Genomic DNA, 26,812 nt, shown 5'->3' on the forward strand with positions numbered 1-26,812 from the left:
CGACTAAAAAAGACGACTTTAAAGGTCGTCTTTTTTCATCTAACTGGCTAACGGTGTTTTAGATTGTAGCGAACTTACTTGCGCTGCAGTCAGTTGAACGGTTTTTGAAAAGTGGAAATCTTCCGATTGTTCCGTTTGGTCGCTGGCTTGATAAACGGTCACGACATTACGGGCTAAATCGAGTCGGTAGACATAGCGTTGGTGGTTGAGTTCAACACAGAGACTGGTTGGACTGAAGGTTTGCCAATGTAATGGCTGGCTTGGCAATAGCTGAAGCTTTTGCAAATCAGACAACATTTCATTTGGGGTCATGAAGACCACTCCTTCCAAGTCCATTGTAGACGTGTCTGGGCACGACGTTAAATAATCTGATTATCAGTTTTAATCGGAGCTAATTCCGATTGAAAAATTAACAGTGTCTAGGGCAAGCAAAATGACTGACAATTGCTTATAATTAGGATTAAAATTACGAATTTAATGGGGTGTACTGATGAAAAAGACGCGGATTATGTTATACGTGGAAGATGTGGATCAAGCGGTCAAATTTTGGCAGGATTATTTTGACGCTAAAATTGAAACGATCTCAAGTTTGCCAGATAATTTTAAAACCATTGTTTTGACAATCGGTCCAGGTATGGAATTAGCTTTTTTTGCCAAAGCCTTCATTGCGAAATATTCACCAGAAGTTATGGGCAATACGCCATCATTGATGTTTTTTAGTGACAATTTTGATGCCCTACATGCTACACTGCCGAATGTGGGAGAAATCGTTGATAATAACGGGACGTTAACGTTTAACTTCACAGATCCTGATGGTAATTATTTTGTCATCGCCCAAGATAAATAAGCCGGCTATTTGAAGAGAGACCCAATTAAAAGGGTGGCTCTTTTTTTGTGGGTGTGACAAACCCTTTCATATTAGGAATTAGAGCAGCCTTTTCAATATTAGTTAGTAATTTAGTTAGTTTTTGTTGTATTAATCTAACTATCGTGCTAACATAATGACCATTAAAGTTACAGGAGGAAAAACATGTCAGATCAAAGTCTTGGATTATTTAATAGTTTTGGACGCTTAATGCAGAACAGAGCTTTTTTAATGGCGGTGGCGCATCAGCATGATTTAGTTGGAATGGACGGGCATCACGGTAACGGTCGGGGACAATTTCGCTTATTACAATTGTTAGCAGATTCACCAGCCGGATTGACGAACGCCGAAATCGCTGAGATTTTGGATATTCGTCCGAGTTCAGTTAGTGCGACGATTAATCGCTTAGAAGAAGTGGGATTAGTTGAGCGTGTCCCGAGTCAGACTGATAAACGGGTCGTCATCGTTCGTTTGAGCGAAAAAGGTCAGCAAATGGCTGAACATCGTGATCAAGGTGTGGCTGAGATGGCGGATAAGCTGTTTGGGTCGTTAACGGCGGATGAACAGGTCGATTTGCAACGGTTACTGGATAAATTAGCTAAAAGCACACCAGAATTAGATGTTCACGACTTCATGGGACATCATCGTGATCATGATTGGCCACAGCGACCGGGTTGGGGCCGTCGCTGGTTCTAAATTCAATAAGAGAAGAAGGCATTTGAGAGATGGAACGAAGAATGGCAGCACCTCGGACCGAACAGCGGGCCACGGGAAAGTTTGATTTAAAAGGTTTCTTACATTTAATTCGCCAGACGAAGCCACGTTATTGGCAACTCTGGTTAGGATTAGCTTTAGGTTTAGTCGCTACCGGCGCGCAATTAATGGTGCCAAAGTTTGCGCAAACATTGATCAATGGCTTTAGTCATGGGATTAACCAGACTTTATTGGGCGGTGTGATTGGGTTATTTCTATTGAGCGCGGTAATTAGTGCCGCTTCTGGAACGTTGTTAGGTATTTTTGGTGAAAATGTTGTCGCTAATTTGCGGTCAACACTATGGCACAAGCTCGTGCGGTTGCGCGTCGCCTACTTTGATGATGTGAAGACTGGTGAAATGACATCGCGATTAGTCAATGATTCGACGCAAGTCAAAGAATTACTGGCAAACTCATTTCCACAGATGGTGACGTCATTAATGCAACTCGTTGGTGCCATCGTGATCATGGCGCTGATGGATTGGAAAATGACCTTAGTGATGGTTATTGCAATTCCCGTTGTGTTATTGATCATGTTTCCAATTATGAAAGCTACTGGGAAGATTGGTCGGCAACGCCAAGACGCCTTGGCCGATTTTAATGGGACTGCTGATGAGACGCTGAGTGAAGTTCGCTTGGTCAAATCATCAAATGCGGAAGACTTTGAAACTGAAACAGGTGCTACCAAAATTAAACGCCTCTATCAGATTGGGCTTAAAGAAGCTATCTATGATTCCGTTGCGGGACCAGTGATGACTGCGAGCATGATGGCCTTATTTGTTGGGGTGTTAGTCTACGCCGCCGCTCGGGTTGCCAGTGGCACGATGACGATGGGGACATTAGTGTCATTTTTAATGTATCTCTTCCAAATTATTGGACCGGCCGGCACCTTAGGTCAATTCTTTACCACTTTAGCTAAAGCGAATGGGTCGACAGAACGATTACGTGATTTGCTGAATGAACCTGAAGAAGCATTAACTGCAGGCGTAAATCAATCAGTTGCTGATCAGACTTTAGCGATGCAACATGTGGACTTTGCTTACGCCGATGATGATCAACCAGTTTTACGTGATGTCAATTTTGAAGCGAAGCCGAATACGGTCGTCGCTTTTGCCGGACCATCTGGCGGTGGGAAATCCACGATCTTTGGGTTACTGGAACGTTACTATCAACCAACGGGTGGTCAGGTGACGATTGGTGATCAAAATGTCGATGACTTGAATTTGACAGATTGGCGCTCACAAATTGGGTACGTGAGTCAGGACTCGGCGATTATGGCCGGGACGATTCGGGACAATTTAACTTACGGATTAAAAACTACTTTTAGTGATGATGAATTGTGGCACGTTTTAAAATTAGCGTCTGCGGATCAATTCGTTCATGAGATGGCGGCTGGATTGGATACCCAGGTTGGTGAGCGTGGGGTAAAAGTCAGTGGTGGTCAACGACAACGTTTGGCAATTGCGCGGGCGTTCTTACGTGATCCCAAGATTTTAATGTTAGATGAAGCGACCGCAAGCTTGGATTCTGAATCCGAGGCGATGGTCCAACAGGCACTGGGTGAATTGATGAAGGGCCGGACAACGTTAGTTATTGCGCATCGCCTGAGTACGATCGTGGATGCGGATAATATTTACTTTATCGAAAATGGACATGTCAGTGGGCACGGCACACATCAAGAGTTGATGGCGAATACGCCGCTTTATCGGGACTACGTTAGGATTCAATTTAAAGACTAAAGGTTGCCGGCTTGTTCCACCACATCAATAATCAGGCGGTGAAAGCTAGTCGAATACTGCCGCTTCCGGTTGTTGCTGATAACATGCGGACGAGGGAACGGTTCAAGCCTTAGGAACGTCTTGACCCTCGCCTGGAAGTTTTGCAAAAACCACAAATCTCCCAGACCGTCCGTGGTGTAAGACCGGCAAAAGACGCCGGTCAAACGCCACCTGCACGTCCGATGCTATCAGTAACAACCTCCAGCTAATCAGTGGTTTTGAGAGGATAAATCAGTTATTTATGCTTAGCAGAGTCAGTCAAAAGCGGTGTGCGGTGTCGGTAAGATTAGTCGGCGTTCCTGGCTGACTAATCTTACGGGGCAATTCAAAGACGCGTTTTGGCGGCTTTGAATTGAAATGCCAGACCGTACTGTAGCTGGCGGCGTCCCCACAGCACGCCGATTTTGACTGACGGAGCGCTGAGTTTGGACAAGTCTACTTTAGACGTAACCATTACTGGTACTAGGATAGTTGTGGTGGTCTAAGACTTTCAACTTTGAGTTAAAGACTAAGAGCTTAAATTAATCGAAAAGGCGACCAACTTGGCCGCTTTTTTCGTATAATGGGACCAAGAAAGCGGGGTGGCTTGATGGCAACCATTTTTGATATTGCGCACTTAGCCCAAACGTCTAAATCAACGGTTTCACGCGTGGTCAGCGGTAATGGCTATGTGAGTGCGGAAACCCGTAAGCGGATATTGGCCGCGATGACGGAACTCCACTATGTTCCGAGTCAAATTGCGCGTCAGATGCGGTCGCAACGGACACAGACGATTGGTTTTTTGATGAGTGGCTATACACCTGTAGCGGGGGATTATGTGAATTATTTTTCCAAGATTGCGCAAACTTACCAGTATCGCGTTAATATTTATCAGACGCCCACAGCAGCTGATGAACTCAATGCATTGAATCAGTTAATGACCCATGAATGGGATGCAGCTTTTATCTTAACGCGTCGAAATTCATGGGAAAAGCTTGTCCCATATGCGCAGTTTGGCCCATTAGCAACCTGGCAACGGCTGGATTCGGACCAAATCTACTCGTCGTATGTGGATCATTATCCACTATATCAAAAAATTTTAGCGTACTTGGCAGCACAAGGTATCACAGAAATTGGACACGTCTTCAATTCGGCAACGGCGGTAAATACGCAGGCCCGTTTGCGGGCGATTAAAGTTTTTCAACTGAATCATCCGACTATTGACCAGCGCTGGCAACTCTTTTATCCAACCCAGGAACATGCTGGGGCGGATGCTGCGGAGAAATGGTTGGCATTGCCACACCCCCCAAGAGCGGTTGTCGTTTATGCCGATTATGTGGCGGCTGAATTTATGGCGACATTACGTGCACATGGCAAATCGGTGCCAGCGGATTGTCGCGTATTTGGGTTTGATAACAGTGAGTTTGGCCGCTTGATGGATTTGACAACGGTGGATGCTCAGTTAAAGGTTCAGGCGGAAAATGCTTTTCGTTACCTTTATAATCAAAGTCATCAGGCTAATTTAGCTTTTGAAAAATTACACCCCCGCCTTGTCTTTCGTTCGACTTGTTAAAAATGGCTGGTTCTTGCTTGACATGGGAACATTCCCACAGACTATCCTACAGTTAGTAAAAAATACTCAACTAATGGAGGTCAGTAATATGTCACGGAATGCTTTGAAGTTAGTCACAATTGGTGGTGGTTCCAGCTATACGCCAGAATTAATTGAAGGTTACATTAAGCGGCAAGCGCAATTGCCAATTAAGGAAATTTGGCTAGTCGATGTGGAAGCTGGATTAGAAAAGTTAAACATTGTTGGGGCGATGGCTAAACGAATGGTCAAAACGGCCGGCTTAGATTGGGAAGTGCATTTAACCTTAGATCGGCGCACCGCACTGAAAGACGCTGACTTTGTTTCAACGCAATTCCGGGTCGGATTGTTGCCAGCTCGAATTAAAGATGAACGGATTCCTAATTACTATGGGATGATTGGACAGGAAACCAATGGTGCGGGTGGCATTTTTAAGGCCTTTCGAACCGTGCCGGTCATTTTGGACATCGTTAAAGATATGCAAGAACTGTGTCCGGATGCTTGGCTGATTAACTTTACGAATCCGAGTGGCATGATTACGGAAGCCATTAAAACATATGGTCACTGGGACAAGGTCATCGGGCTTTGCAATGTACCTGTGATGGCAATGTCGAGTGAACCAGAATTAATTCACAAAACATTAGATGAATTAACGTATAAATTTGCCGGCCTTGATCATTTTCATTGGCACCGCGTCTGGGATAACACTGGCCAAGAAGTGACAATGCAAATTGTTGATAAACTTTTTGGTGATGAAGATGCAGGGTTGCCGACTAATATTTTCGATGTGCCATTTTTTAAAGATCAACTCGAAAATATGCGGATGATTCCATGTGGCTACCATCGCTATTATTACCGGCAAGAAGAGATGTTGGCACATGGCCTGGCCGAATATCGGGATAACGCGACCCGTGCACAGCAGGTGACGAAGATTGAAACTGAATTATTCGAGCTGTATAAAGATCCTAATTTGGATTATAAGCCGAAACAGTTGGCTGAACGCGGTGGGGCCCATTACTCGGATGCGGCGTGCGAAGCGATGGCATCGATTTATCAAGATAAGAAGACTCATATGGTTGTTTCTACCTTAAATCAGGGTGCGGTTCCTGATTTGCCAAGTGATCACGTCTTTGAAGTCTCTGCCCAAATTGGTGCCGCGGGGGCAGTGCCGATGGCATTTGGTCATTTCCAACCAGCTGAACGGGGCTGGTTACAGTTAATGAAAAATATGGAATTGGTGATTGTTGAAGCTGCGGCGACTGGCAATTACGGGTTGGCCTTACAAGCGTTCACCATGAATCCGTTAATTCCAGCCGGTGCCACTGCTAAGCGAGTCCTAGATGAAATGCTGGTTGCGCATCGAAATTATTTACCACAATTTACGGACAAAATTACTGAGCTACTGGCTGCTGGCGTGACGGTTCAAGATAAGGTTGCTGCTGAATTGACTGAACTGGTCCCGGTATAGCGTTAGTGACAAACCGATTAGTCGCATTTTGAGCCTGACAATTATAAAATTAACTTACAATTCTTAATTGTGAGGCGGCAATAAAATGGTCATGCGAGATTTAACGATTGGCACCAAGGTTGGTTTAGAGCTGCTGACTAATAAATGGCACGCTTTGACGCTCTGTAATTTAACAGCCACACCGGTGGATTTTATGGTCCTTCGTAATCGGGTCCGTGGCATTTCAACCCTCAAGTTACTCACGGTGTTAGCGAAGTTGGAACAGCTGGGTTTAGTCGTTTCGACGCCAGACTATGCCTATGGACTGACGAGCGAAGGGGTTATTTTAAAGCGAGATTTAGCTCATTTAGAAGCCTGGGGCAACCGGGTGATTACCGAAATGGCTTAAGCCAAAAAAGACTCAGCTTGATTTCACATTCAATCAAGCTGAGTCTTTTGTCATTTATTTAGCATATTTGGTCAAGACTGGTCCGACTGTTGCAACGTATTCACGGTCGCCTAAGTTGTTAGGATGTAGGTTGTCGTCTGCAAACCAATTATCGTTATCTTGACTGACGTAGAGCCAATCAACGAGGTGCACATTGGGATATTTCTTTGCGGCCGTGGCAATTAGGCGGTTGTTGCTATCTTGCCAAGCCTTATTGGGGACTCGCGTATTGACCCAGAAGATCTCGTGGTCAGCCCCGATTTGGTCAATGATCCCATCAATAGTTGCGGCATCAGTTGGGCCATTGGTGCCTAAATTGATTAAGACATTTTTGGCCATGGCATGATCCGCCTGCAACTGGGTAATGATGGCGGGCGCCGCCGAGACTTGGCGACCAATCTTGGCATTCACGTTAAAACTGCCAATGACTTCTTTTAAATTACTGGTCGTCCGAACCATGATGGAATCGCCAATACCAGTGACTTTTAGTTGTTTTAGTGTGTTGATTTGGGTGGTAGATAGTTGATATTTCTCACCAAGTTTAGAATTGGCAACGGTCCGGCGATCGTCCTTAGTCTGCGTGTGACCAGTCATAAAGTTTCCAATGGTGATGACGCGTTGTTTGATGGCTGGTGTTGGGATGATTAAGGCGCCACCGATAAAGATTACTGCGAAAATACCGACTAACCAATAAATTAATTTTTGATGTTTCATTTATTTTCTCCTTATTAGACGTTCTTAGATTAGCTTAGTCATGGAGAACTGTCAATTCCGCTTGATGACGTATTTGATAGCGGTTACTTTATGCTTGCTATCTAAAGGTTGCCGGTATGCGCCACTACGTCAATAATTAGGCGGTGAAGATTGGCCGATTACTGCTGCTTTCGGTTGCTGCCGATAGCATGCGGACGAGGAATCGGTTCAAGCCTCAGAAACGTCTTGAACCTCGCCCGGAAGCTTTGCAAAAAACCGCAAATCTCCCAGATCGTCCGTGGTGTAAGGCCGGCAAGAAACGCCGGTCAAACACCACCTGCACGTCCGATACTATCAGCAACAACCTCCAGCTAAGTTAGTGGTTTTGAGGGGATAAATCAGTTAATTACGTTTAGCAGAGTCAGTCGAAAGCGGTGTGCAGTGTCGGCAAGATTGGTCGGCGTTTTTAGCTGACTGATCTTGCGGGGCACTTCAAAGACGTGGTTTTCCGGCTTTGAAGTGAGGCGACAGACCGTCCTTTGGCTGGCGCCGTCCCCCACAGCACACCGCTTTCGACTGACGGAGCGCTGAGTTTGGGCAAGGCTACTTTAGATGTGACGGTTACTGGGACTGTGATATTTGTGATGTTTTTGAGTCTACCCCTTGGAAAGCAAGCAGTGTCTTGTTAGACTGAATTCAAAGCAAGTCAGAGGGGTGGTCACGTGCAAAAAAAGACAGTCGGGTTGATCCTAGCAAGTGTGGGACCATTTTTATGGGGGAGTTCAGGGACAGTTGCCCAACATCTATTCAATACCACGGCAATTTCACCGATGTGGTTAGTTTCGATTCGGATGCTTGTTTCTGGGGTATTGTTAATTTTATACGGTCTGAGTCGGCGCACACCTGTGTTTGAAGTCTTTCATCATCCACGCGCCGCAGTTAAATTGGTGGCGTTCAGTCTGTTGGGGATGGCATCGGTACAGTTGACTTATTTTATGGCTATTAGCACCGGTAACGCAGCCACGGCAGCGATTCTACAATTCTTGTCACCAGTTATCATTATTATTTTTTTAGCATTGGTGAATTGGGCGTGGCCAAGTAAAATTGATGTTATTTCGGTGATTTCAGCGATTTTGGGGACGATTTTAATCGTCACTGAAGGTCACTTGAATTCGTTAGCATTACCATTAGCGGCACTGATTTGGGGCTTATTAGCCGCAGTTGGTGCGGCCGTTTACACCTTAATGCCCCAAACGTTACTGAAAACCTATGGTTCAATCGCGATCGTAGGTTGGTCGATGTTGATTGGTGGGGTGATTGTATCCGTCGCAACGCAAGCTTGGCGGCATATGCCAACATTGTCACCGGTGGCTTGGTTTGAAGTCGCCTTTGTCGTGATTTTTGGCACGATGTTGGCCTATTTATTCTTCCTACAAAGTTTGGAAGCAATTATGCCCACCACTGCCAGCGTGTTAGGGGCGATTGAACCCTTGGCGGCTACCATTTTAAGTGTACTGTTTTTAAATGTCAGTTTTAATTTTTATGGTATCTTAGGGGCCGTCATGATTGTCGGCGTGACGATGTTACAGTTCATGGCCGCCAAGCAGGCTGGTTTCAGTGATTAACTCAAATAAAATAAATGAGGAAAAACAGATGACCCAACTTTATTTTTTATGTACGGGTAACTCTTGTCGCAGTCAGATGGCGGAAGGATTTGCTAAACAATTATTACCACAGGCTTGGACGATTCAATCCGCGGGCGTCGAAAGGCACGGTCTGAATCCACGGGCAGTTGAAGTGATGGCCGAGGTGGGAATTGATATTTCACAGCAACAATCAAAATTAATTGATCCGACTTACCTCAAGCAATGTGATTTGATTGTGACGCTTTGTGGGGATGCTCGTGATCGTTGTCCGGTAACGCCACCCAGCGTGAAAAAGTTGCACTGGCCGTTACCTGATCCTGCACAAGCAAACGGGACACCGGCGGAACAGTTGGCCGTCTTTCGACAAGTGCGTGACGAAATTAAAACAAAAGTGCAATCTTTGGTTGTGCGCGATTAAAGTTGTATTAATGGTAAAAATAAAGTAAATCTTTCTCTAACGATTTGTGGTCGACCTATTGAATTCAGGGTTGACCGTAGCGTATACTTTTCATGAGAATACGCTATGGAGGAGATCAGAATGAAGAATAAGCAAATCTTACGCTGGCTGATTGGGTTAGTTAGTTTAGTGGGATTATTTTTAGTGAGCTCACTAGTAACTCCCGTGAAAGCTTCTGCGGCGAATTATAATGCCAGTGACTTTTTGACTTCAGCTCAAGTGACAAATGGGCCAGATTTCAAGCCAGCTGACACGATTGATGTTCAGTATAAGCTGGATTTTGGCGATCAACAGTTAAATAATGGTGACACAATCACCATTGACTTACCTAGCAATTTGAAGGCTAAAAAGGTCGGCGACACCTTTGACGTCGTTGACACGACTGGGACAGTTATTGGGGTCGCAAAGGTGACCAATGACGGTCAGGTTGTCATTACCGTGAACGATGCGCTCGAAGGTAAGACCAATGACAAAATGACCTTGAATCTGAAAACGCAATATCGTGGCGATGATTTTGGCGAAAAAGAAGTCGATTTTGGTGGTGGTAATCAATCGACCGTCAATATTGTTGAAAACGATGCTAACTTATCTAAAAAAGGTACCCTACAAGACGATGGTACGGTCAAGTGGACAATTTTAGTCGATCGTCGGGAAATTTCCATGTCGAATTTAAAGATCAGTGACACGGTTGCTAATGACCAAACGATGTTACAACCCATTACAGTTTATAATGGTGAATGGTCTAGCAATTCGACTTATAAGCGACGCGATAAAATCAACGAGAGTGATTACAATGTCAGTTATACTGATAATGGCTTTGATGTGGCGTTTAATGATACTGTTAGCAATTTAATTGTGATTGATTATTATACCAAGATTAATGATGATCAAGACGTCAATTCTGGTCATAAGTTCCGAAATAAGGCAACAATGACATGGAGCGGCGGCACCACCGGTGGTTCCAATTCGGAAGATGCAAACGGCAGTGTTTCGTCATCAAATGGGAACAGTGGTATCGGTACTGGTGATGAAAATGGTGAAGAAACCACCGAAGAACCTGATGAAGATGATGAGAATACCGGAACTATTGATACTGATGGTGGCACTGATGAAGTGACTGAACCAGAACCAACCCCAGATCCAGAGCCTACCCCTGAACCTGGTGAGGAATCAAGTTCTAGTTCTTCAAACTCAAGTTCAGTAGCTTCTTCAAGTAACAGTTCAAGCAGTTCTGCAGCAGTAATCAATCCGACAACGGATTCATCGTCAACCACTGGGACAACGAGTACCAATAAAACAACGACGGCGCCTGCTAATGCAGCACCGAAGAAACAGGCCACGGCTAAGACGTTGCCACAAACTAACGAATCAGCGAGTGACAGCCATGCGCTCTTAGCAATTGGTGTGTTAGTGGCTACTTTGACACTTGGTAGTGGCGCGTTACTACGGCATTGGTTTTAACTCAAAAACGAAATAAGTAGCATTAGCCGAGCAAGCGATTGCTCGGTTTTTTAGTACCCTGGCATCCTTGGTAGGCAATACTTGTGGTGAGTAATAACTCGCTTTTTTGAAGAAATCGCCTAAAATGAGTTGACGCTCACTTTTGAGTTGGTATAATAGATCTCGTTAAGTGAGTAACCACTTACTCACTTTTGAATGAAAGCTATTGAATTTATTAGGAGGCAATATTATGGGTGAACCAATGATCGATTTACAACATCTAGCCAAGGATTTTGGTAAGCAGACTGTCTTAAAAGATATTAATTTAACTGTTAATCCGGGTGAGATTGTGGGGTTAATTGGACCATCAGGAGCCGGTAAGTCGACGGTCATTAAGGTCACTCTCGGAATGGAAGTTACGAGCGGCGGTTCGGCAAAGGTGTTTGGTACCACGATGCCCAACCGGGAATTATTAGGCCGAATTGGTTACATGGCGCAGACAGATGCCCTATACGATGCCTTATCTGGTCAGGAAAATTTAAAGTTTTACGGTCTAATGAAAGGGATTAATAGAAAAGAAATTGATGAACAAGTCGCCTATGTGGCAAATGTCGTTGATTTAACGAAGGACTTAAATAAACGTGTTTCTGGTTATTCTGGCGGGATGATGCGACGGTTGTCACTGGCAATTGCGCTACTTGGTAAGCCGGACCTATTGATTTTAGATGAACCAACTGTCGGAATTGATCCGGCATTGCGGCGTCAAATTTGGGCCGAATTAGGTCGGATTCGGGATGAAGGGCGTAGCATTTTGATTACGACGCATGTGATGGATGAAGCTGAATTATGTGGTCGGGTGGCGCTGTTACTCGATGGTAAAGTTATGGCGTTTGATGCACCGGCAATTTTGGAACAGCAATATCAAGTTAAGACGATTGAAGAGGTCTTTTTAAAGGCAGAGGGTGTTGAATAATGCGAACAATTGGAATTATGAATCGAGTGCTCAAGGAATTATTCAGAGACAAGCGGACGTTAGCCTTGATGTTTATCGCCCCAATCTTAATCATGTTACTGATGAGTGTCATTTTTAATACTAATTCTTCAACAGATGTCAGCATTGGGACCGTGGCTGTAAGTCATAAGCTGAACAAGCAAATGGCCGATATTAAGCATGTCACCGTCAAAACTTATGACACTAAGACTACGGCTAAAAAAGCGTTGAAGAATGAGAAAATTGACGCCATTGTTAAGAAAAATGGCAGCAATTACAGTTTGACGTATGCTAACACGGATTCGACAAAAACTGCGACTGTCAAAATGGCTTTTAAAAATGCATTGACTGCAACTAGCGTCAATCAATTGAAGTCAGCTTTAAAGAAGAGTACGCAAGCAACGGTTAAACTGCAGGCACAATTACAAGCTGTTCAACGGCAACAAGCGGCCGCAAAAACAACTAGCAACGCTATGATGGCGACCAAGTCTACGAGTCAGAAGACGCCCAAGATTACGAACCACTATGTCTACGGCGATAAGGATACCGGTTACTTTGCCAAAATGTTACCAATCCTAATGGGCTTCTTCGTCTTCTTCTTTGTTTTCCTAATTTCAGGGATGGCTCTATTAAAGGAACGAACTAGCGGTACTTTGGATCGGTTGTTGGCCACACCGGTTAAACGGTCTTCTATCGTCTTTGGCTACATGTTGAGTTACGGTGTCCTAGCAATATTGCAAACGGTTTTAATCGTATTGGTCACCGTTTGGATGCTTGGGATTGAAGTTGTTGGGAATATGCTGAGTGTGATTGTGATTAACTTGATTTTGGCGTTAGTAGCCTTAGCATTCGGGATTCTCTTATCGACTTTTGCTAACTCTGAATTCCAAATGATGCAATTTATTCCGCTCGTTATTGTGCCACAAATCTTCTTCTCAGGGATTATTCCCTTAGATTCAATGGCTGCGTGGGTTAAGGATATTTCTTACATCATCCCAATCAAATACGCTGGGGATGCCGTCACCGACATTATCATGCGAGGCACGTCGATTTGGCAGTTGGGTTTTGACATTGGGATCTTGTTGATTTTCTTGGTTGTTTTGACGGTCCTAAATATTGTTGGGTTGAAACGTTACCGGAAAGTCTAGGGGACAGTTTTACCGCGCACAATGGCGTGAATCCGGTAAATGACTTATACTAGAATGATTATTTAAAATGGATTGTGAGGCATAACATGCAAGTTAATAATGTCGAAACGCTCTTTCAAAAAACGCTGCAGGATTCTGGACTAACAGCAAAACAACAAGCAGTGTTAAGCGTTAGCCTTAACTTATTTGCGGCGCAGGGGTTTGACCGCACGAGTACTAGCGAAATTGCGAAAGCTGCGGGAGTTTCCGAAGGGACAGTATTCAAGCAGTTTAAAACCAAAGAAGGCATTTTAAGCGCCATTATTGATCCTGTTTTAGATCACGTTATCCCAATGGCGGCGACGGAATTTATGACTGAGATTGATGCAGCTAAAATTACCGATTTTGAAGGATTTTTGGCTTATGTGATTGAGGATCGCATCACGTTTGCCTTGGAAAATCAGCAACAAATTAAGGTCTTTGCCCAAGAAATTATTCGACAACCAGAACTGATTCAAACGCTATTAGATAAGGTACAAGGTTTGGTAACAAGCAAAGTTGGCGATATTTTCCGAAAATTTCAAGCCAAGGGTCAATTGGTCGATTGGCCAGTGGAACGCGTAGCGCGTTATATTGTAGGAACAGTTATTAGCTACGTCTTGCCACAAATTTTATTCCAATTGGATGCAAATTTTGATGTCAAAAAGGCTAGTCATAATGCCGCACAATTCTTGGCACGTGGCTTAGCACCAGAAAAATAGGGTTTAGATTAAGGCACCTCGCAATTGTGGGGGCCTTTTTTCGCACTTGTAAGATGTAAGTTAAAATTAGCTGTAATTAAAAAGTGTAGACACATATGTAGACACACGAAAGGACACTGATTATAATGGAGAAAATTAGCAAATTGGAGGCTATCGCAATGACTAAGATTGTCTCATTACGTAAAGCTGGAAATAGTCGTGTCTTTACTGCACCAGTTGACTTAGAGGCAGCACTTGGGACCAAGTTTGAAATGGCAGTTCTAGCGGATGGTGCCGTGATTTATCGCCCAGTGACGCACCAGAATCTTTTCAGTACACCAGAATGGCAGAATTATGATTTTCAGAAAGACATGCGGGAAAATGATGAACTACAACCGTTGAAACCAGTCGGAAAAGAGTGGCTAGATAAATGATATTTCCCGCACAGGGTGATGTTGTTGCCATAGATGCCGAACCGCATTCGGGTGCAGAGTATGGTGGACATGACCAGACTAACGGTAATATCAGACGGCATATGGTGGTTATGAGCTCGTCCGCATACAATCAGGCAACTGGTCTAATTTTGGCTATGCCGATTACAACGGTTGAAAAATATCGGAATAACGGACACTACATGCCAATATTAATTTCTGGTAATCACGATACTGGTGTCAAGGGCTATGTTGTTTTATGGCAGTTACAAAACTTTGACTACGCTTCTCGAAATGGCCGTGTTGTGAATCGAGTCTCAACACAATTCTTTAATCGGTTAACACCGTTTGTGCATGATATGTTAGGTCTAAAATAAGGTTAATGACGAAATCTGTGGTAGTAGATTTCGTCATTTTTTTTGGTTATAACCGTATTTATGAAAATAATTGTGAAAACTGGTTGACAGTTTCCATAATCCATGGTTAAATTATAGACATTCTCACATATCTCTAATCTAATTTTTATTAATAAAATGGAGGTCATACATATGTCACAATCTACTGATGCTACATCAACACATAAAATGACGACGATGGATTACGTCTATAAAGTTTCTGCCGGGGTTTCGAATGCTATTCTGGTTTGTTTAGGCATTGGGCTGCTTTTGCAATCATTAGCCAATTTTGTTCATTGGCAAGCTCTCTATCAAATTGGGGGCATTGCCCAAGTTTTACTCGGGCCAGCATTCGGGGTCGCGATTGCTACCATGCTCAATAGCAATACCTTAGTTACTTTTAGTGCCATGATTTCTTCAACGATTGGCGCCAATGCAGTGTTCTTTTCACAGAGTGCTACGACTGGGGTGACTGCGACGGGGCATACGCTCGCGCAAGCGGCTCAGAGCCCCATGTTTTCCACGGGTCAGCCCATTTCAGCGGTTGCGGCTGGATTAGTTGCCGTCCTTGTCGGCAACTATTTGACGGGTAAAACGCCGTTGGATATGATGCTCGTACCGTTGGCTGCGACTTTTGTAGGTGCGGTTGTGGGCTTAGGATTAGCGGCAGTGACCACACCAGCGTTGGTTTGGCTTAGTCATTTCATTGCTACGTCAATGAAAGTTAATCCTTTGATTGGATCAATGGCCGTTTCGTTAGCCTGGGCATTATTCTTGATGACGCCGGCGTCTTCGGCGGCCTTGGCGGTGGCGGTTATGTTGGACCCAGTTTCGTCAGGAGCGGCGTTGATCGGAACAACTGCTCAATTTGTCGGTTTTACAGTCATGTCATTCCGTCAAAACAATATTGGCGCCAACATTGCGCAAGGGATCATCACACCAAAGGTTCAGTTTCCTAACTTACTAGTTAATCCCCGCTTAGCAATTCCCCCGATGGTTGCTGCAATTGTGTCTGCCCCAATCGCAACTATGGTGTTTAACTTTTCGACGTCATACAAGTTGGCTGGGTTAGGCTTGAATTCCTTGATTGCACCGATCACGCTGGCATCAACTAATATGACGAGCTTTCTCGTGTACTTGATGACCGGTGTGCTCATTCCAGCGGTCATCACCGTAGTGCTTTATCGGGTCCTAATTGCTGCCAAATGGGTTGAATCACAACAATTGCAATTGGAAATCGTATAGGAAAATATTGTCAAGAAAGTCGTTCACAGTGCGGAATTTGTGAACGACTTTCTTGTGTGCGATTTTCAATGTGATTCCAAGCTTGTTATACTTAGAGAGTGAGAAGCGGGGGATCATATGCAAAATGAAGCTAAAGGAATCGTTTCGGAATTGTATCAGGATTTTAGACAAGCTAAGGGCAGTGGTAATCTTGAAATCAAGACGGCATTGCAGAAAGTCTTGGCACGGATTGAAGCCCACCAAGAAGTCGATTTTGTATTAATTGATCGGTTGGCTAACTATATTACTTATACGGTATTCACAAATAAAATTCGATTAACCCAGACACAAAATTTATTATTAAGTCAGTTGATGAGTATTGTCCGGACCAGTGGTGTTGAAGGCAGTTTGCACGAACATCATTTGGATATGTCACAATTTGATTAATTATTTTACTGTCACATGATCGAACTAAAATTGCTCGAGGATGATTTGTCATCTTCGAGCAATTTTTTTAGTATTTCACGTAGAATCTATATTTTGAACCAATGTAGTAATTAATACTGTATTCGTAATAATTACTTTCAAAGTCAGAAGCTTCTCGTACCCGCTTGAGCAACGGCTCATTGTGAGTCATTTCCAATAGTTGAATTAGTTCTGGTGTTGGATCCACGGCCTCAACGTATTCGGTTTGTTCATTGACCCGAATTTTAAATTGGGCTAAATAATCATATAAGGAACCATAGTAGTCTTGGGCGTTTAAAGAATATTCAGGACGAAACCCGATATAGGTTACAGAGTAGGTGATTGCTTCGTTGTCTGCACCTCGTACCCGACTTAATTTGAGCAGAGTATCGTTAGGATTTAAGTGTAGGCGACGAGCAAATAATGGGGTAGCCGGTATCTTTTCAACTTTTGCCCAAATGGTGGAAGGCTTTTTTCCAAGTTCCTGCATTTCCTGTGTAAAGCTAGTCACCACGGTATATGAATCTTTTGGATTATAGTCTGAAGGTTGCTTTACAAAGGTTCCTTTGGCGCGTTGTCGTTCCAGATAGCCATCTAAAACTAATTCGTTTAATGCCCGTCGAATTGTAATTCGACTGACTTGATAGGTCTGTTCAAGGTCTTTTTCAGGTGGAATGCGATCGCCGGTGGTCCATTCACCACTGTCGATTTTAAAACGTAGGTCATTCTCGACCCTTAAATATAAAGGGATACTATTTACAGCCATAATCTTACCTCACTATTATTATATCAATATACATATTATAACATTACAACAAAATAAACAAATCTTTATGTAAGCCTTTACATTCTTTCTAAATGGTCCTATAATTCATCTTGTAGAAATGTTATAACAATATACCCAAAGGAGCGAATATTATGGCAATTTCATTTGTACGTGTAGATGATCGCATTATTCATGGTCAGGTTGTGACTCGTTGGTTAAGTGAGGTTAGAGCGGATGGCGTGATTGCGGTTGATGATGCTGCGGCCAATGATCCGGTGATCTCAAAGGTTTTGAAAGGCGCTGTTCCAGGTGGCCTGAAAGGCTTTGTGATGCCAGTTGATCGTGTGATTCGCCGGTGGCCGGATATTATGGCTAGTAAGAAACAGTATTTCTTAGTTGCAAAGTCGCCGATTACGTTACAACGTTTGCAAGCAGGTGGTGCCGATTTCTTGACGCAACAAAGTAAGATCAACGTTGGTCCAATGAGTGAACGGCCAACTGCAATTAAAGTTGGACCAAACGCCAATGTCACACCAGATGAATTTGCAGCCTTTAAGTATTTGACTGAGCAAGGGGCAACAGTCTACTTTCAATTAGTTCCAGATTCTAAAGTAACGACATTTGAAGATGCCAGTAAGAATTTTGATTAATCAGGAGGAGTGAAAAATGTTACTATTTCAAGCATTTTTAATTTCTATATTTTGTTATTTGGGCGCACTTAGTACCCCATGGTTATTTGGCTTAACTGGCGGTTGGTACACATTGTCACGGCCATTGGTTTCAGGATTAATTATCGGGATTATTGTTGGTGATGTGACACGTGGGATTATTATTGGTGTGGCTGTTCAAGCGGTATACATTGCGTTAGTTACACCTGGTGGGCAGATGCCGGCTGATCTTAACTTTGTTGCTTACCCAGCAATTGCCTTGGCAGTGTTATCGAATGCTTCAACTGGTGTTGCTGTGACATTGGCAACCACGATTGGGGTAATTGGGACGATTGTTTTCAATTTATTCCAAGTTGGGAATTCGTTCTGGAATCATCGTGCAGCCACAGCGATTGAAGAAGGCAATGAACGGTCTTTCCACGTTAACACGGTTTGGGGTCCTCAAATCTTTAACTTTTTACTTCGTTTTATCCCTTCATTTTTAGTCATCTATTTTGGTGCTGGGTTTGCTAAAACGATGCTCAACAGTATGCCTAAGTACATCTTAGATGTCATGACTTTCCTAGGTGGCGCCTTGCCAGCATTAGGGATCGTCATGTTACTAACCGTTGTGATTAAGAAAAACTATATGTGGGCGTTCTTCCTGTTCGGTTTTGTTGCGATTGTATTTCTTAAATTGAATATGATAGCGTTAACAATGGTGGCCGTGATGGTTGCGATTATTTTCTACTTTGCCATTTCTAATGGTAATTCTTCAAAAGGCTCAACTAACGGGACGGACAATAGTAGTGACAGTGGCGAAGATGAGGAGGAATTCTGATGGATAACCAAACAAAATTATTAGATAAAAAAACTATTCATAAATCTTATGTTAGATGGATGATGTTTAACTTGGTTGCAACCAGTTACGAATTCTTGGAAGCATTCGGTTTTGCGTACGCGATGGAACCAGTCTTGAAAAAGCTGTATGAGCCAGATTCACCTGAGTATAAAGAAGCGCTGAAACGGCATGCTATTTTCTTCAATACTGAACCACAATTAGGGGCGCTTATTACTGGGATTACAGTTGGTTTAGAGGAACAACATGCTAGTGGTAATCAAGAAATTGATGGCGATTTTATTAGCAGTTTAAAGGTTGGTTTGATGGGGCCAATTGCTGGTATTGGTGATTCAATGATTCCGGGAATGTTGATTCCAATTTTGCTCTCGATTGGGATGGGCTTAGCCGGTGGTGGCAGCGTTTTAGGACCATTGTTCTATATCGTCGCTTATAACTTAATTGCAATTTTAGGCTCACGTTATTTATTCTATAAAGGTTATGAACTAGGAACGGCCTCCGTAGATCTATTTGTAGGTGACGTTGCTAAAAAAGTCACTCAAGCAATTACGGTCTTAGGGACAATCGTTACTGGCGGTGTTGCGGCATCTTATGTAAATGTGCCAGTTAATATTAAAATCCAGATGGCACATACAAGTTTGGATATTCAGAAGATTTTAGATGGTATTTTTCCATCATTAGTACCCTTACTGGTTGTCTTTGTTTCTTGGTATTTCATGGCTAAAAAACATGTGTCACCAATTAAATTGATTGTCGCGTATTTCATTATCGCTTTCGTTTGTTACGGAATCGGTTATGGCATCATGGCATTATAGTATGGAGGAAACAGGAAAATGCAACTAATTTTAGTTAGTCACCCTGGTGTCGCAAGTGGTATGCAAAAAGCAGCGAACTTTATCGCAGGCACGACCGGAAACAGTGTTTGTGTTGAGTTAGACGAGCATGGTATTGAGGACTTTAAACAGCGAGTGAAAACGGTTATTGATCAGCTCGACAAGCGCGAACCAGTTAGATTGATTTCGGATATTCCAGCAGGTTCACCCGGTAATACGGCACTTGCTTTATTAAAGCAACAAGATTTCAATGTTGACTATTTATCTGGGATGAATCTTGGGATGATTTTAGATTTAATTTTGAGTGAGTCTGTCGATAGTGCACTAGCAGCAGGTAAGAGCAGTATTCAGCAATTTGATGAGGATACTGGGCCTGAAACAGAGGAAGAGGACTTTTAAAGCGTCTGAAGTAATGTTATATCAATATAAACATTAGGAGGATTTTAAATGACTTACGATTTAACACCAACGACTAAGATTGAAAACTATGAGTTTGCTTTTAGCGGTTACCAACGAATTTCAACCTACTTGACAGAACAAATTGTTAATCAACTAAAGAAAAAAGCTGACGTTACAATTGCGATTGAGTGTTACCCAGGTGTGGATACGGATGACTTAAAACAGCAATTAGTTGATAAATTACCAGTTGATCAGAGTTACTTTGCGGATGATTATGCGATGACACCAGAGAGCTTGAATCAAAAAGTGGCCGATACAGTTACTGATGATCGCGTATTGGGTGTAATGTCGCATTATCAGGTTGCCGATTTTTATCCTGATATCAAGACTGTGCGCGCAGATATTGTCACCGGCTCTGGTGTAACAGTGGTATACGGTACCGGTGCGACAGTATTAGCTTCTAATCCAGATATATTAATTTATTGTGATTTGGCACGTTGGGAAATTCAATTACGGTACCGTGCTGGAATGCCAAATTGGCAACAGGATAACGCAGACGAAGATCCACTACGGAAATTCAAACGCGGCTATTTCTTTGAATGGCGTATGGCTGATCGGTTAAAACGACAGTTATTACCCAAAACAGATTATTTGTTAGATACAAATGACAAATCAGAACCTAAATTAATTACTGGTAAAGATTTATTAGCCAGCCTAAAAGTACTGACCAAGCAGCCTTATCGGACTGTTCCATATTTCGATGCGAGCGTTTGGGGCGGGCAGTGGATGAAGCAACACTTTGATTTACCAGATAATGGGCAAAACTATGGTTGGGCTTTTGACGGTGTTCCAGAGGAAAATAGTTTGTATTTCCAATATGGTAAGGTTCGTATTGAGGTTCCAGCAATGGACCTAATGTTAACCAATCCGGAGAGTATTTTAGGTGATCGGGTTTTTGCTCGATTTGGTGCAGAATTTCCAATTCGCTTTGATTATTTGGATACGATGTCCGGTGGCAATTTGAGCCTGCAAGTGCATCCAATGACTGAATATATTAAAGATAAATATGGAATGGCTTATACCCAAGATGAAAGTTATTATATTTTGGATGCTAAGTCGGATTCTTCTGTTTATCTGGGTTTAAAAGACGGTATTGATCACAAACAGTTAGCTACTGATTTTTATAAATCCGCAGCTGGTGAGATTAAGTTTCCAGATGAAAAGTACGTTAATCATTTGCCAGCGAAGAAACATGACCATTTTCTGATTCCAGCGGGTACCATCCATTGTGGCGGCTCGGATACAGTTGTTTTGGAAATTAGTGCAACGCCATATATTTTCACCTTCAAGATGTGGGATTGGGGTCGGATTGGTTTAGATGGTAAGCCACGACCATTGCATGTGGATGAAGGATTGGAAAATTTGCAATATAATCGGACAACTGACTGGGTCCAAAAGAACTTAGTTAATCAATTTACGCCGCTTACAACAAATTCTCACGAGCGGGTCGAGCGAACGGGATTGCATGCAACACTTGAGTTTATTGATACGAATCGCCACTGGATTAAGGACGAAGCAGTTCTCAAAACACAGGGAAGTGTTAACATGTTGAATCTGGTTGAGGGTGAAGAAGCCATGATTGAGAGTACGACTGGCGACTTTGCACCATTCCATGTTAATTATGGCGAAACTTTCATTGTTCCTTCTGGTGTGAAGACGTATCGAATTCATAATTTACATCCTGAAAATGGTGAAATTGGCGTATTACAGGCATTTGTAAAAGAATAGGAAGGAACGAGTAAGATGTTTGATTCTGGTTTAGATGTTAATGTGCAGGCAGATTTAAAGATAACGTATGGTCATGAGACGTATGGTCCGGAAAATGAGCAACGACATTTAGATGATATTCGCCGAAGCTTGTTGGATCCATCGGCATCTGGTCCAGATCTTGTTTATTCTATTGCAATGGATGTCGGTCGTAAAAGCGATGTCATGGATCTAAAGCAGAGAATGTTGCTGTATGGGGTATGTGCTTACGCTAAAGGGAAAATTGGTCGAGAACCAGTAAGAAGTCAGGGGCATATTCATGCGGTTTCAATGTCTTGTGGGAGTTCAACGCCAGAAGTTTATGAAGTTTGGTCGGGCGAGGCTATCATTATGATGCAGCCGGATGCTACAGATACACCAGAAAAATGTTATGCCGTGCATGTGAAGCCGGGTGAAGTCGTTGTTGTGCCACCAAAGTGGGCGCACTGTACCATTAATGGTAACCCTGAAACCGATATGATTTTTGGCGCGTGGTGTATTCGTGACTTTGGATTTGAGTATGACGATGTTAGAGCACATCATGGATTGGCGTTTTATCCAATCGTGAATGATGATGGTAGTATTGGCTGGTTGCCAAATCGTCGTTATCAAGGCGTGGAATTAATTGATAAAGCTGTACGTTCTTACCAAGATGATTTGAAAATTACACCAGGAGTTTCAATTTATCAACAATATATCAATAATCATGACAAATTCGATTTTGTAACTCAACCAGGAAAGTATCAACAGATTTGGGATAACTATCAGCCTTAATTTAGGAGCAAAATAATGAAAGTCAATAAGGTTCCAACTGAATTATTAAGAGATGGACACCTAAAAGGTGCTTTTACAACGGGAGAAACTAACTTATCTGCAATTAATGATTGGTTATTGAATCCCAGTGACTTAGACACCAATCCTGAAATTTATAGTGTCCAGGTGGCAGATAATAACATTGAAGATGGACAACCAGGCGGCCTATTCTTTGGTGTCTCACGGATAGCACCGGGCAATGTTCACGGTGAATTTTATTTCACTAAAGGTCACTTTCATAAAAAAATCGATACTGGTGAATATTATTGGGGAATTTCAGGCAGTGGCTTGTTGTTACTAGGAGATACTGACGGTAACGAAAGATTGCTGGCAGTTGAGCCAGGTGCGGTGTTATATATTCCGGGAAAGACAGCCCATCGGTTAATCAACATTGGACAGGGAACGTTAGCAGTCGGTGCGGTCTGGCAATCTGAGTCAGGCCATGCGTATAGTAAGAACGGTAACTTGTTCAAGACACACGTTTTGAAAGACGCTTCGAGCATTGGTTATAAAGTTATTCAGGATCAGTAAAACAGCCAATAGGCAGATTAGAAAAGGGTTCATTGAGGGCTCTTTTTTGATATACTACCAACTAGAGAGACAATCAAGAAATAATAAAGGTGGTGGCTAGTTTGCAACAGGTTAAAGCAGTCTTTAAGACGATATTAACAGCCGGAACCTTGATGATCGCGATGGTAAGCATTTATCGAACAGTGTTAAAAGCATTTAAATAAACAACCCAGCCCGTGATTGTGGACAACTGCAATCACGGGCTGAGTTATCCCCCTGTGGACAGAGTTGTTTACAGAGGCCCTTTCATATGTTAATATCAACATATGAAAGGGATGACATACGACATGACTAAACCAAATTTAATTGAAACTACAAAGCTACAAGAATCAGACCGAATTTTTAAGTTATTGAGCAATCCGACGCGTCTACAATTATTATACGTTTTGGAGCAACAAGAACTAAATGTTAGTGAGTTAGGCGCATTGCTACAACTTGAACAGTCGGTGATTTCACATCAGTTGGCACTGTTACGCCAACATCAATTGGTTAGTGCGCACAAAGTCGGTAAAGCGAGCTATTACCGCTTAGATGATCCGCATATTTTAGACGTTATCAATGAAATGCTTGAACACGCGGATCACGTCGTCCGAGGGGTGAAACATGGTGAATAAGACTAGCTTAGTGCAACAGAGTTTGCGGACAGAATTCTTTTCAACTGCTTGGATGGCGTTTGAGTTCGTGGTTGGTCTGACTGCAGGGCTACAAGCCGGCTCGATTTTGTTGATTGCGTTTGGACTCGATAGTTTCTTGGAAATTATTGCGGGTGGTACGCTGATTTGGCGTCTACGTAAAGAGGCCAATGGTGCGCCAACCGCGGAGATTGAACGCGCTGAGCGCCGATCATCGCTAGTGGTTGGAACGGTTTTACTGGGACTGGCGGTTTACGTGACTAGCATGTCAATTTTTAATTTAGTGACCCATCAAGTGGCTAATGAAAGTCCAATGGGGCTAGCCATTGCGATGGCCTCGGTACTGTTGATGCCATATTTTACATGGCGTAAGCGCAAACTCGGTCATGCCTTGCATTCTGCGGCGTTGGTCGAAGATGGCATGTGTAATATTACTTGTGCCTATATGGCAGGAACTGTTTTGATTGGTGCCATCGTGACGATGTTATTTAATTGGTGGTGGGCTGATTCCGTCGCGGCCTTAGTGTTGGTTTACTTTATTGCTAGCGAAGGTTGGGAATCATTTCAAGCCGGCCGGGGGGAAACTGAATAAAATCAAGAGTACTCAACCTAGGTTATCTGTGGATAACGTGCGGTTTGAGTACTTTTTATATTTTTAGCTGTGGACAAGTTTTAGAAATGGCTTATTTTAGCTGCTTAAAATCGAATAAGTTGAGAGTTATGCACTGAAATAGATGAGCTCACATGGAATAGGTGGATAAATTGATTATGTTGGGGAATTGTTATACACAGGCTGGTGGAGGAGGGAGAAACGATGAATTTGATATTCAACTCATTTTCCATGGCACGCATTCGTTTGGAAAGTGCGGATTGTGAGAGGTGGAGCTCGACGACAGCGTTAGAAATGTGTCGCAACTCGTAGACCGTGATGTAGGCTTGAATGTCATTGATGGTCAATCTAATTACCGCTTTCTGGATCTGAAATAGTTGCTTTAAGTTAAACGTGGACGGTCAAATTAAACGGATCTTATTAACGAATGATTTAATAAAAAAATGCTAAGAACTCTATGTTTTGAGCTGAAATTACTTGCAACGGCTTGTACCGAGAACGACAATAAAACTGGTGCTGAAGCGGTAGTACGCAAGTGCCAACGATAAACGAATAAGGGGTTGAGTTCAATGATGATGACCGGGATTGTTTTCCTAGTTTTGTTGCTGGTAGGAATTTTATTAAGTGGGATTTTCTTCCGATATATGGCTGCGAGTGCCGGAATCTCGTTTGGCGCAATCAAGCTATCCGATTATCGGCTCGAATTTGTTAATGTATTACTCATGCTCGCTATTTTAGCCTGGGCCTTAATTCTGATTCATTAATCTAGCAATTGGTGAGACATCTGGGACAAAACTTAGGCTCAATTTATTATTCCTAATATTTATAGCCGAAACGTGGAACAAAAGGCTGCGACTTCCGCTTAGCTACGAAAGTCAAACGATTGAAAATGCCAATCATTTGATTTTCTAGGCTATGCTCGGTAGCAGACCGCTTTTTGTTCCACTCTTTTTTGACCTTTTCACGCTTAATACTTGCGTGGATGGGGTCAACATCGCTATAGTGTTATTAACTTTGTAAAATAGTCGAATGGAGATGATCGGGGTGACCCAGTCAGCATATTGGAACCGGATTGCCGCGCAGGCACAAGCGGAGGACCGGCCGTTTTTTAGTTTGGCACCGATGGAAGCTGTTACCGGATCGGTTTTTCGGCGGGTTGTTATGCGGGCAGCCGCACCGGATAATTTTTATACCGAATTCACGAATGCGTTAAGTATTACTCATCCTAAAGCAAAATTGACCACGCGGGGACGTCTGTACATTGATCCGACTGAAATGCCCAAACCAATCGTACAACTTTGGGGCAATTCTGGTGAAGATTTTTCAAAGGCTGCCAAGGAAGTGCAGCGTCAAGGCTATGAAGCAATCGATATTAACATGGGTTGCCCAGACATGGCCGTGATAAAGAATCACAGTGGTAGTGATTTGATTCGTCATTTTGATGCCGCTAAAGCTGTGATTGACGGTGCTCGCCAAGCGGGTCTACCCGTGAGTGTGAAGACTCGGCTTGGTTTTGATGATCTTGACGAGTATGAAACTTGGATTCCTTTTTTACTAAAGCAACAGGTCCCAGTTTTAACCGTACATGTTCGGACGCGCGCCGAAATGAGCAAGGTGCCTGCGCACTATGAGCTGATTGATAATTTAGTTCAAATGCGTGATACACTTGCACCGGAGACCTTATTACAGATAAATGGTGATATAGCGGACTATCAGGCCGGGCTTAAGTTGGCCCAGGATCATCCAGGGGTGGATGGTGTCATGATTGGTCGTGGAATTTTCACTAATCCATATGCTTTTGAAAAGACGCCACGACTGCACACGAGTCATGAGTTATTAGAACTACTGCGCTATCAATTGGATTTGTATGATCAGTTTGTTGCGATGGGGATTCAAGGTCATTTTGCCCCTTTACAGCGTTTCTTTAAAATTTACGTTCGTGGCATGCGTGGTGCGGCCGAAATTCGTAATGAGTTGATGCAAACGCAAACGACAGACGAAGTACGCACAATCATTGATCAATTAGAAGCTGAAAATTAAGCATAAGTCGCCTTTAAGAGTGGTTAAACCTAGTTGTAGGTTGCCCACTTTTTTACTTATAAAAATACTGCTACGATAAGAAAATTCTATTAGATGATTTTTAGAAATTAACGGGCTAGCGTTTTCGGAGATTGGATGCGAAAACGTTAGCCTTTTTATGTGATTTTTTAATAATTATTCCGATCACACGTTAAGGCAAAGGGTTTAAGTCACCCGAAAGACTTGATAAATATTGTGATGATAGGGGTTTGATTTGATTATCAAGATAAAAAAATATATTTTTTTAAATCCTTGAAAGCGCCGTCATTATCAAATGATTGTTAGTATACAAATGTATTGTACACAAAAAACATGTTGAACGATTGAG

31 protein-coding genes are annotated in these 26,812 nt (G+C 42.9%); 27 read left to right on the plus strand and 4 right to left on the minus strand.

All coding sequences use genetic code 11. From position 1 onward, the window contains the following. Positions 1–39 precede the first annotated feature (39 nt). Positions 40–312 carry a hypothetical protein gene (locus FFM64_RS09255; RefSeq protein ID WP_137607728.1) on the minus strand — a complete coding sequence of 91 codons (273 nt, stop codon included), beginning with the start codon at positions 310–312 and terminating at the stop codon, positions 40–42. A gap of 178 nt (positions 313–490) precedes the next feature. Between FFM64_RS09255 and FFM64_RS09260 the strand changes: the two genes are divergently transcribed. The 6 genes from FFM64_RS09260 (at position 491) to FFM64_RS09285 (ending at position 6,822) form a co-directional block, all read left to right on the plus strand. After that, positions 491–847: a VOC family protein gene (locus FFM64_RS09260; RefSeq protein ID WP_137607729.1), complete on the plus strand. Its 357-nt coding sequence runs from the start codon at positions 491–493 to the stop codon at positions 845–847. 183 nt (positions 848–1,030) lie between these two features. Further along, positions 1,031–1,561, plus strand: a complete 531-nt coding sequence (locus tag FFM64_RS09265; protein ID WP_137607730.1) for a MarR family winged helix-turn-helix transcriptional regulator — start codon at positions 1,031–1,033, stop codon at positions 1,559–1,561. A 29-nt stretch (positions 1,562–1,590) separates the two neighbouring features. Beyond that, a complete protein-coding gene (locus FFM64_RS09270; RefSeq protein WP_137607731.1) occupies positions 1,591–3,357 on the plus strand; it encodes an ABC transporter ATP-binding protein in 1,767 nt (588 codons plus the stop codon). Between the two features lie 628 nt (positions 3,358–3,985). Beyond that, on the plus strand, positions 3,986–4,948 hold the full coding sequence (locus FFM64_RS09275; RefSeq protein WP_137607787.1) for a LacI family DNA-binding transcriptional regulator: 963 nt from the start codon (positions 3,986–3,988) through the stop codon (positions 4,946–4,948). Positions 4,949–5,036: 88 nt separating this feature from the next. Beyond that, entirely contained in the window at positions 5,037–6,434 is a 1,398-nt protein-coding gene (locus FFM64_RS09280; RefSeq protein WP_137607732.1) for a 6-phospho-beta-glucosidase, read from the plus strand. 85 nt (positions 6,435–6,519) lie between these two features. Then, a complete protein-coding gene (locus tag FFM64_RS09285) occupies positions 6,520–6,822 on the plus strand; it encodes a winged helix-turn-helix transcriptional regulator (RefSeq protein ID WP_137607733.1) in 303 nt (100 codons plus the stop codon). Between the two features lie 54 nt (positions 6,823–6,876). Here FFM64_RS09285 and FFM64_RS09290 read toward each other — a convergent pair whose 3' ends face one another. Further along, positions 6,877–7,575, minus strand: coding sequence for an SGNH/GDSL hydrolase family protein (locus FFM64_RS09290; protein ID WP_137607734.1), 699 nt, complete (start codon positions 7,573–7,575; stop codon positions 6,877–6,879). 701 nt (positions 7,576–8,276) lie between these two features. Between FFM64_RS09290 and FFM64_RS09295 the strand changes: the two genes are divergently transcribed. From FFM64_RS09295 to FFM64_RS09340, 10 genes are all read left to right on the plus strand, one after another. Beyond that, positions 8,277–9,179: a DMT family transporter gene (locus tag FFM64_RS09295; protein ID WP_137607735.1), complete on the plus strand. Its 903-nt coding sequence runs from the start codon at positions 8,277–8,279 to the stop codon at positions 9,177–9,179. Between the two features lie 28 nt (positions 9,180–9,207). Then, positions 9,208–9,618, plus strand: a complete 411-nt coding sequence (arsC, locus tag FFM64_RS09300) for an arsenate reductase (thioredoxin) (RefSeq protein ID WP_137607736.1) — start codon at positions 9,208–9,210, stop codon at positions 9,616–9,618. 120 nt (positions 9,619–9,738) lie between these two features. Next, a complete protein-coding gene (locus tag FFM64_RS09305) occupies positions 9,739–11,118 on the plus strand; it encodes an Ig-like domain-containing protein (protein ID WP_137607737.1) in 1,380 nt (459 codons plus the stop codon). A gap of 229 nt (positions 11,119–11,347) precedes the next feature. Then, positions 11,348–12,070: an ABC transporter ATP-binding protein gene (locus FFM64_RS09310; RefSeq protein WP_137607738.1), complete on the plus strand. Its 723-nt coding sequence runs from the start codon at positions 11,348–11,350 to the stop codon at positions 12,068–12,070. Beyond that, positions 12,070–13,236, plus strand: coding sequence for an ABC transporter permease (locus tag FFM64_RS09315; RefSeq protein ID WP_137607739.1), 1,167 nt, complete (start codon positions 12,070–12,072; stop codon positions 13,234–13,236). Before FFM64_RS09310 ends, FFM64_RS09315 begins: the two co-directional genes overlap by 1 nt. A gap of 86 nt (positions 13,237–13,322) precedes the next feature. Further along, positions 13,323–13,976 carry a TetR/AcrR family transcriptional regulator gene (locus FFM64_RS09320; RefSeq protein WP_137607740.1) on the plus strand — a complete coding sequence of 218 codons (654 nt, stop codon included), beginning with the start codon at positions 13,323–13,325 and terminating at the stop codon, positions 13,974–13,976. A 158-nt stretch (positions 13,977–14,134) separates the two neighbouring features. After that, a complete protein-coding gene (locus FFM64_RS09325) occupies positions 14,135–14,389 on the plus strand; it encodes a hypothetical protein (protein WP_137607741.1) in 255 nt (84 codons plus the stop codon). Next, positions 14,386–14,763 carry a type II toxin-antitoxin system PemK/MazF family toxin gene (locus FFM64_RS09330; RefSeq protein WP_137607742.1) on the plus strand — a complete coding sequence of 126 codons (378 nt, stop codon included), beginning with the start codon at positions 14,386–14,388 and terminating at the stop codon, positions 14,761–14,763. Before FFM64_RS09325 ends, FFM64_RS09330 begins: the two co-directional genes overlap by 4 nt. A gap of 171 nt (positions 14,764–14,934) precedes the next feature. Next, on the plus strand, positions 14,935–16,026 hold the full coding sequence (locus FFM64_RS09335) for a PTS sugar transporter subunit IIC (protein ID WP_137607743.1): 1,092 nt from the start codon (positions 14,935–14,937) through the stop codon (positions 16,024–16,026). A 117-nt stretch (positions 16,027–16,143) separates the two neighbouring features. Next, positions 16,144–16,452, plus strand: a complete 309-nt coding sequence (locus tag FFM64_RS09340; RefSeq protein ID WP_137607744.1) for a bacteriocin immunity family protein — start codon at positions 16,144–16,146, stop codon at positions 16,450–16,452. A gap of 67 nt (positions 16,453–16,519) precedes the next feature. Here the strand turns inward: FFM64_RS09340 and FFM64_RS09345 are convergent, their stop codons facing one another. Beyond that, complete coding sequence (locus FFM64_RS09345; RefSeq protein WP_137607745.1) at positions 16,520–17,236, minus strand: GntR family transcriptional regulator; 717 nt, start codon at positions 17,234–17,236, stop codon at positions 16,520–16,522. A 152-nt stretch (positions 17,237–17,388) separates the two neighbouring features. On the opposite strand from FFM64_RS09345, the gene FFM64_RS09350 reads away from it, so the two are divergent. The 9 genes from FFM64_RS09350 (at position 17,389) to FFM64_RS09390 (ending at position 24,387) form a co-directional block, all read left to right on the plus strand. Continuing rightward, positions 17,389–17,886 (plus strand): PTS sugar transporter subunit IIB, encoded by a 498-nt coding sequence (locus FFM64_RS09350; RefSeq protein WP_137607746.1) that lies wholly within the window; start codon positions 17,389–17,391, stop codon positions 17,884–17,886. 16 nt (positions 17,887–17,902) lie between these two features. Continuing rightward, positions 17,903–18,724 carry a PTS mannose/fructose/sorbose/N-acetylgalactosamine transporter subunit IIC gene (locus FFM64_RS09355; RefSeq protein WP_137607747.1) on the plus strand — a complete coding sequence of 274 codons (822 nt, stop codon included), beginning with the start codon at positions 17,903–17,905 and terminating at the stop codon, positions 18,722–18,724. Next, complete coding sequence (locus FFM64_RS09360; RefSeq protein ID WP_137607748.1) at positions 18,724–19,557, plus strand: PTS system mannose/fructose/sorbose family transporter subunit IID; 834 nt, start codon at positions 18,724–18,726, stop codon at positions 19,555–19,557. Before FFM64_RS09355 ends, FFM64_RS09360 begins: the two co-directional genes overlap by 1 nt. Before the next feature lie 18 nt (positions 19,558–19,575). Continuing rightward, complete coding sequence (locus FFM64_RS09365) at positions 19,576–19,974, plus strand: PTS sugar transporter subunit IIA (protein WP_137607749.1); 399 nt, start codon at positions 19,576–19,578, stop codon at positions 19,972–19,974. A 48-nt stretch (positions 19,975–20,022) separates the two neighbouring features. After that, positions 20,023–21,762, plus strand: coding sequence for a class I mannose-6-phosphate isomerase (locus FFM64_RS09370; RefSeq protein ID WP_137607750.1), 1,740 nt, complete (start codon positions 20,023–20,025; stop codon positions 21,760–21,762). 15 nt (positions 21,763–21,777) lie between these two features. Then, entirely contained in the window at positions 21,778–22,554 is a 777-nt protein-coding gene (locus FFM64_RS09375) for a glucose-6-phosphate isomerase family protein (protein ID WP_137607751.1), read from the plus strand. Positions 22,555–22,569: 15 nt separating this feature from the next. Beyond that, positions 22,570–23,124 carry a glucose-6-phosphate isomerase family protein gene (locus FFM64_RS09380; protein WP_137607752.1) on the plus strand — a complete coding sequence of 185 codons (555 nt, stop codon included), beginning with the start codon at positions 22,570–22,572 and terminating at the stop codon, positions 23,122–23,124. A gap of 326 nt (positions 23,125–23,450) precedes the next feature. Next, complete coding sequence (locus FFM64_RS09385; protein ID WP_223876942.1) at positions 23,451–23,777, plus strand: ArsR/SmtB family transcription factor; 327 nt, start codon at positions 23,451–23,453, stop codon at positions 23,775–23,777. Next, entirely contained in the window at positions 23,767–24,387 is a 621-nt protein-coding gene (locus tag FFM64_RS09390; protein WP_137607754.1) for a cation diffusion facilitator family transporter, read from the plus strand. Before FFM64_RS09385 ends, FFM64_RS09390 begins: the two co-directional genes overlap by 11 nt. Before the next feature lie 104 nt (positions 24,388–24,491). On the opposite strand, the gene FFM64_RS09395 is transcribed toward FFM64_RS09390, so the two are convergent. Beyond that, the gene (locus FFM64_RS09395; protein WP_137607755.1) at positions 24,492–24,752 is read right to left on the minus strand and encodes a helix-turn-helix domain-containing protein; all 261 of its coding nucleotides are present in this window, start codon (positions 24,750–24,752) and stop codon (positions 24,492–24,494) included. Between the two features lie 222 nt (positions 24,753–24,974). On the opposite strand from FFM64_RS09395, the gene FFM64_RS09400 reads away from it, so the two are divergent. Both FFM64_RS09400 and FFM64_RS09405 read left to right on the plus strand, forming a co-directional pair. Further along, complete coding sequence (locus FFM64_RS09400; RefSeq protein ID WP_137607756.1) at positions 24,975–25,169, plus strand: hypothetical protein; 195 nt, start codon at positions 24,975–24,977, stop codon at positions 25,167–25,169. A 280-nt stretch (positions 25,170–25,449) separates the two neighbouring features. Next, positions 25,450–26,445, plus strand: coding sequence for a tRNA dihydrouridine synthase (locus FFM64_RS09405; protein WP_137607757.1), 996 nt, complete (start codon positions 25,450–25,452; stop codon positions 26,443–26,445). Positions 26,446–26,812 lie beyond the last annotated feature (367 nt).

The sequence above is a fragment of the Lactiplantibacillus daoliensis genome (assembly GCF_005405005.1).
GTDB classification, from domain to species: domain Bacteria; phylum Bacillota; class Bacilli; order Lactobacillales; family Lactobacillaceae; genus Lactiplantibacillus; species Lactiplantibacillus daoliensis.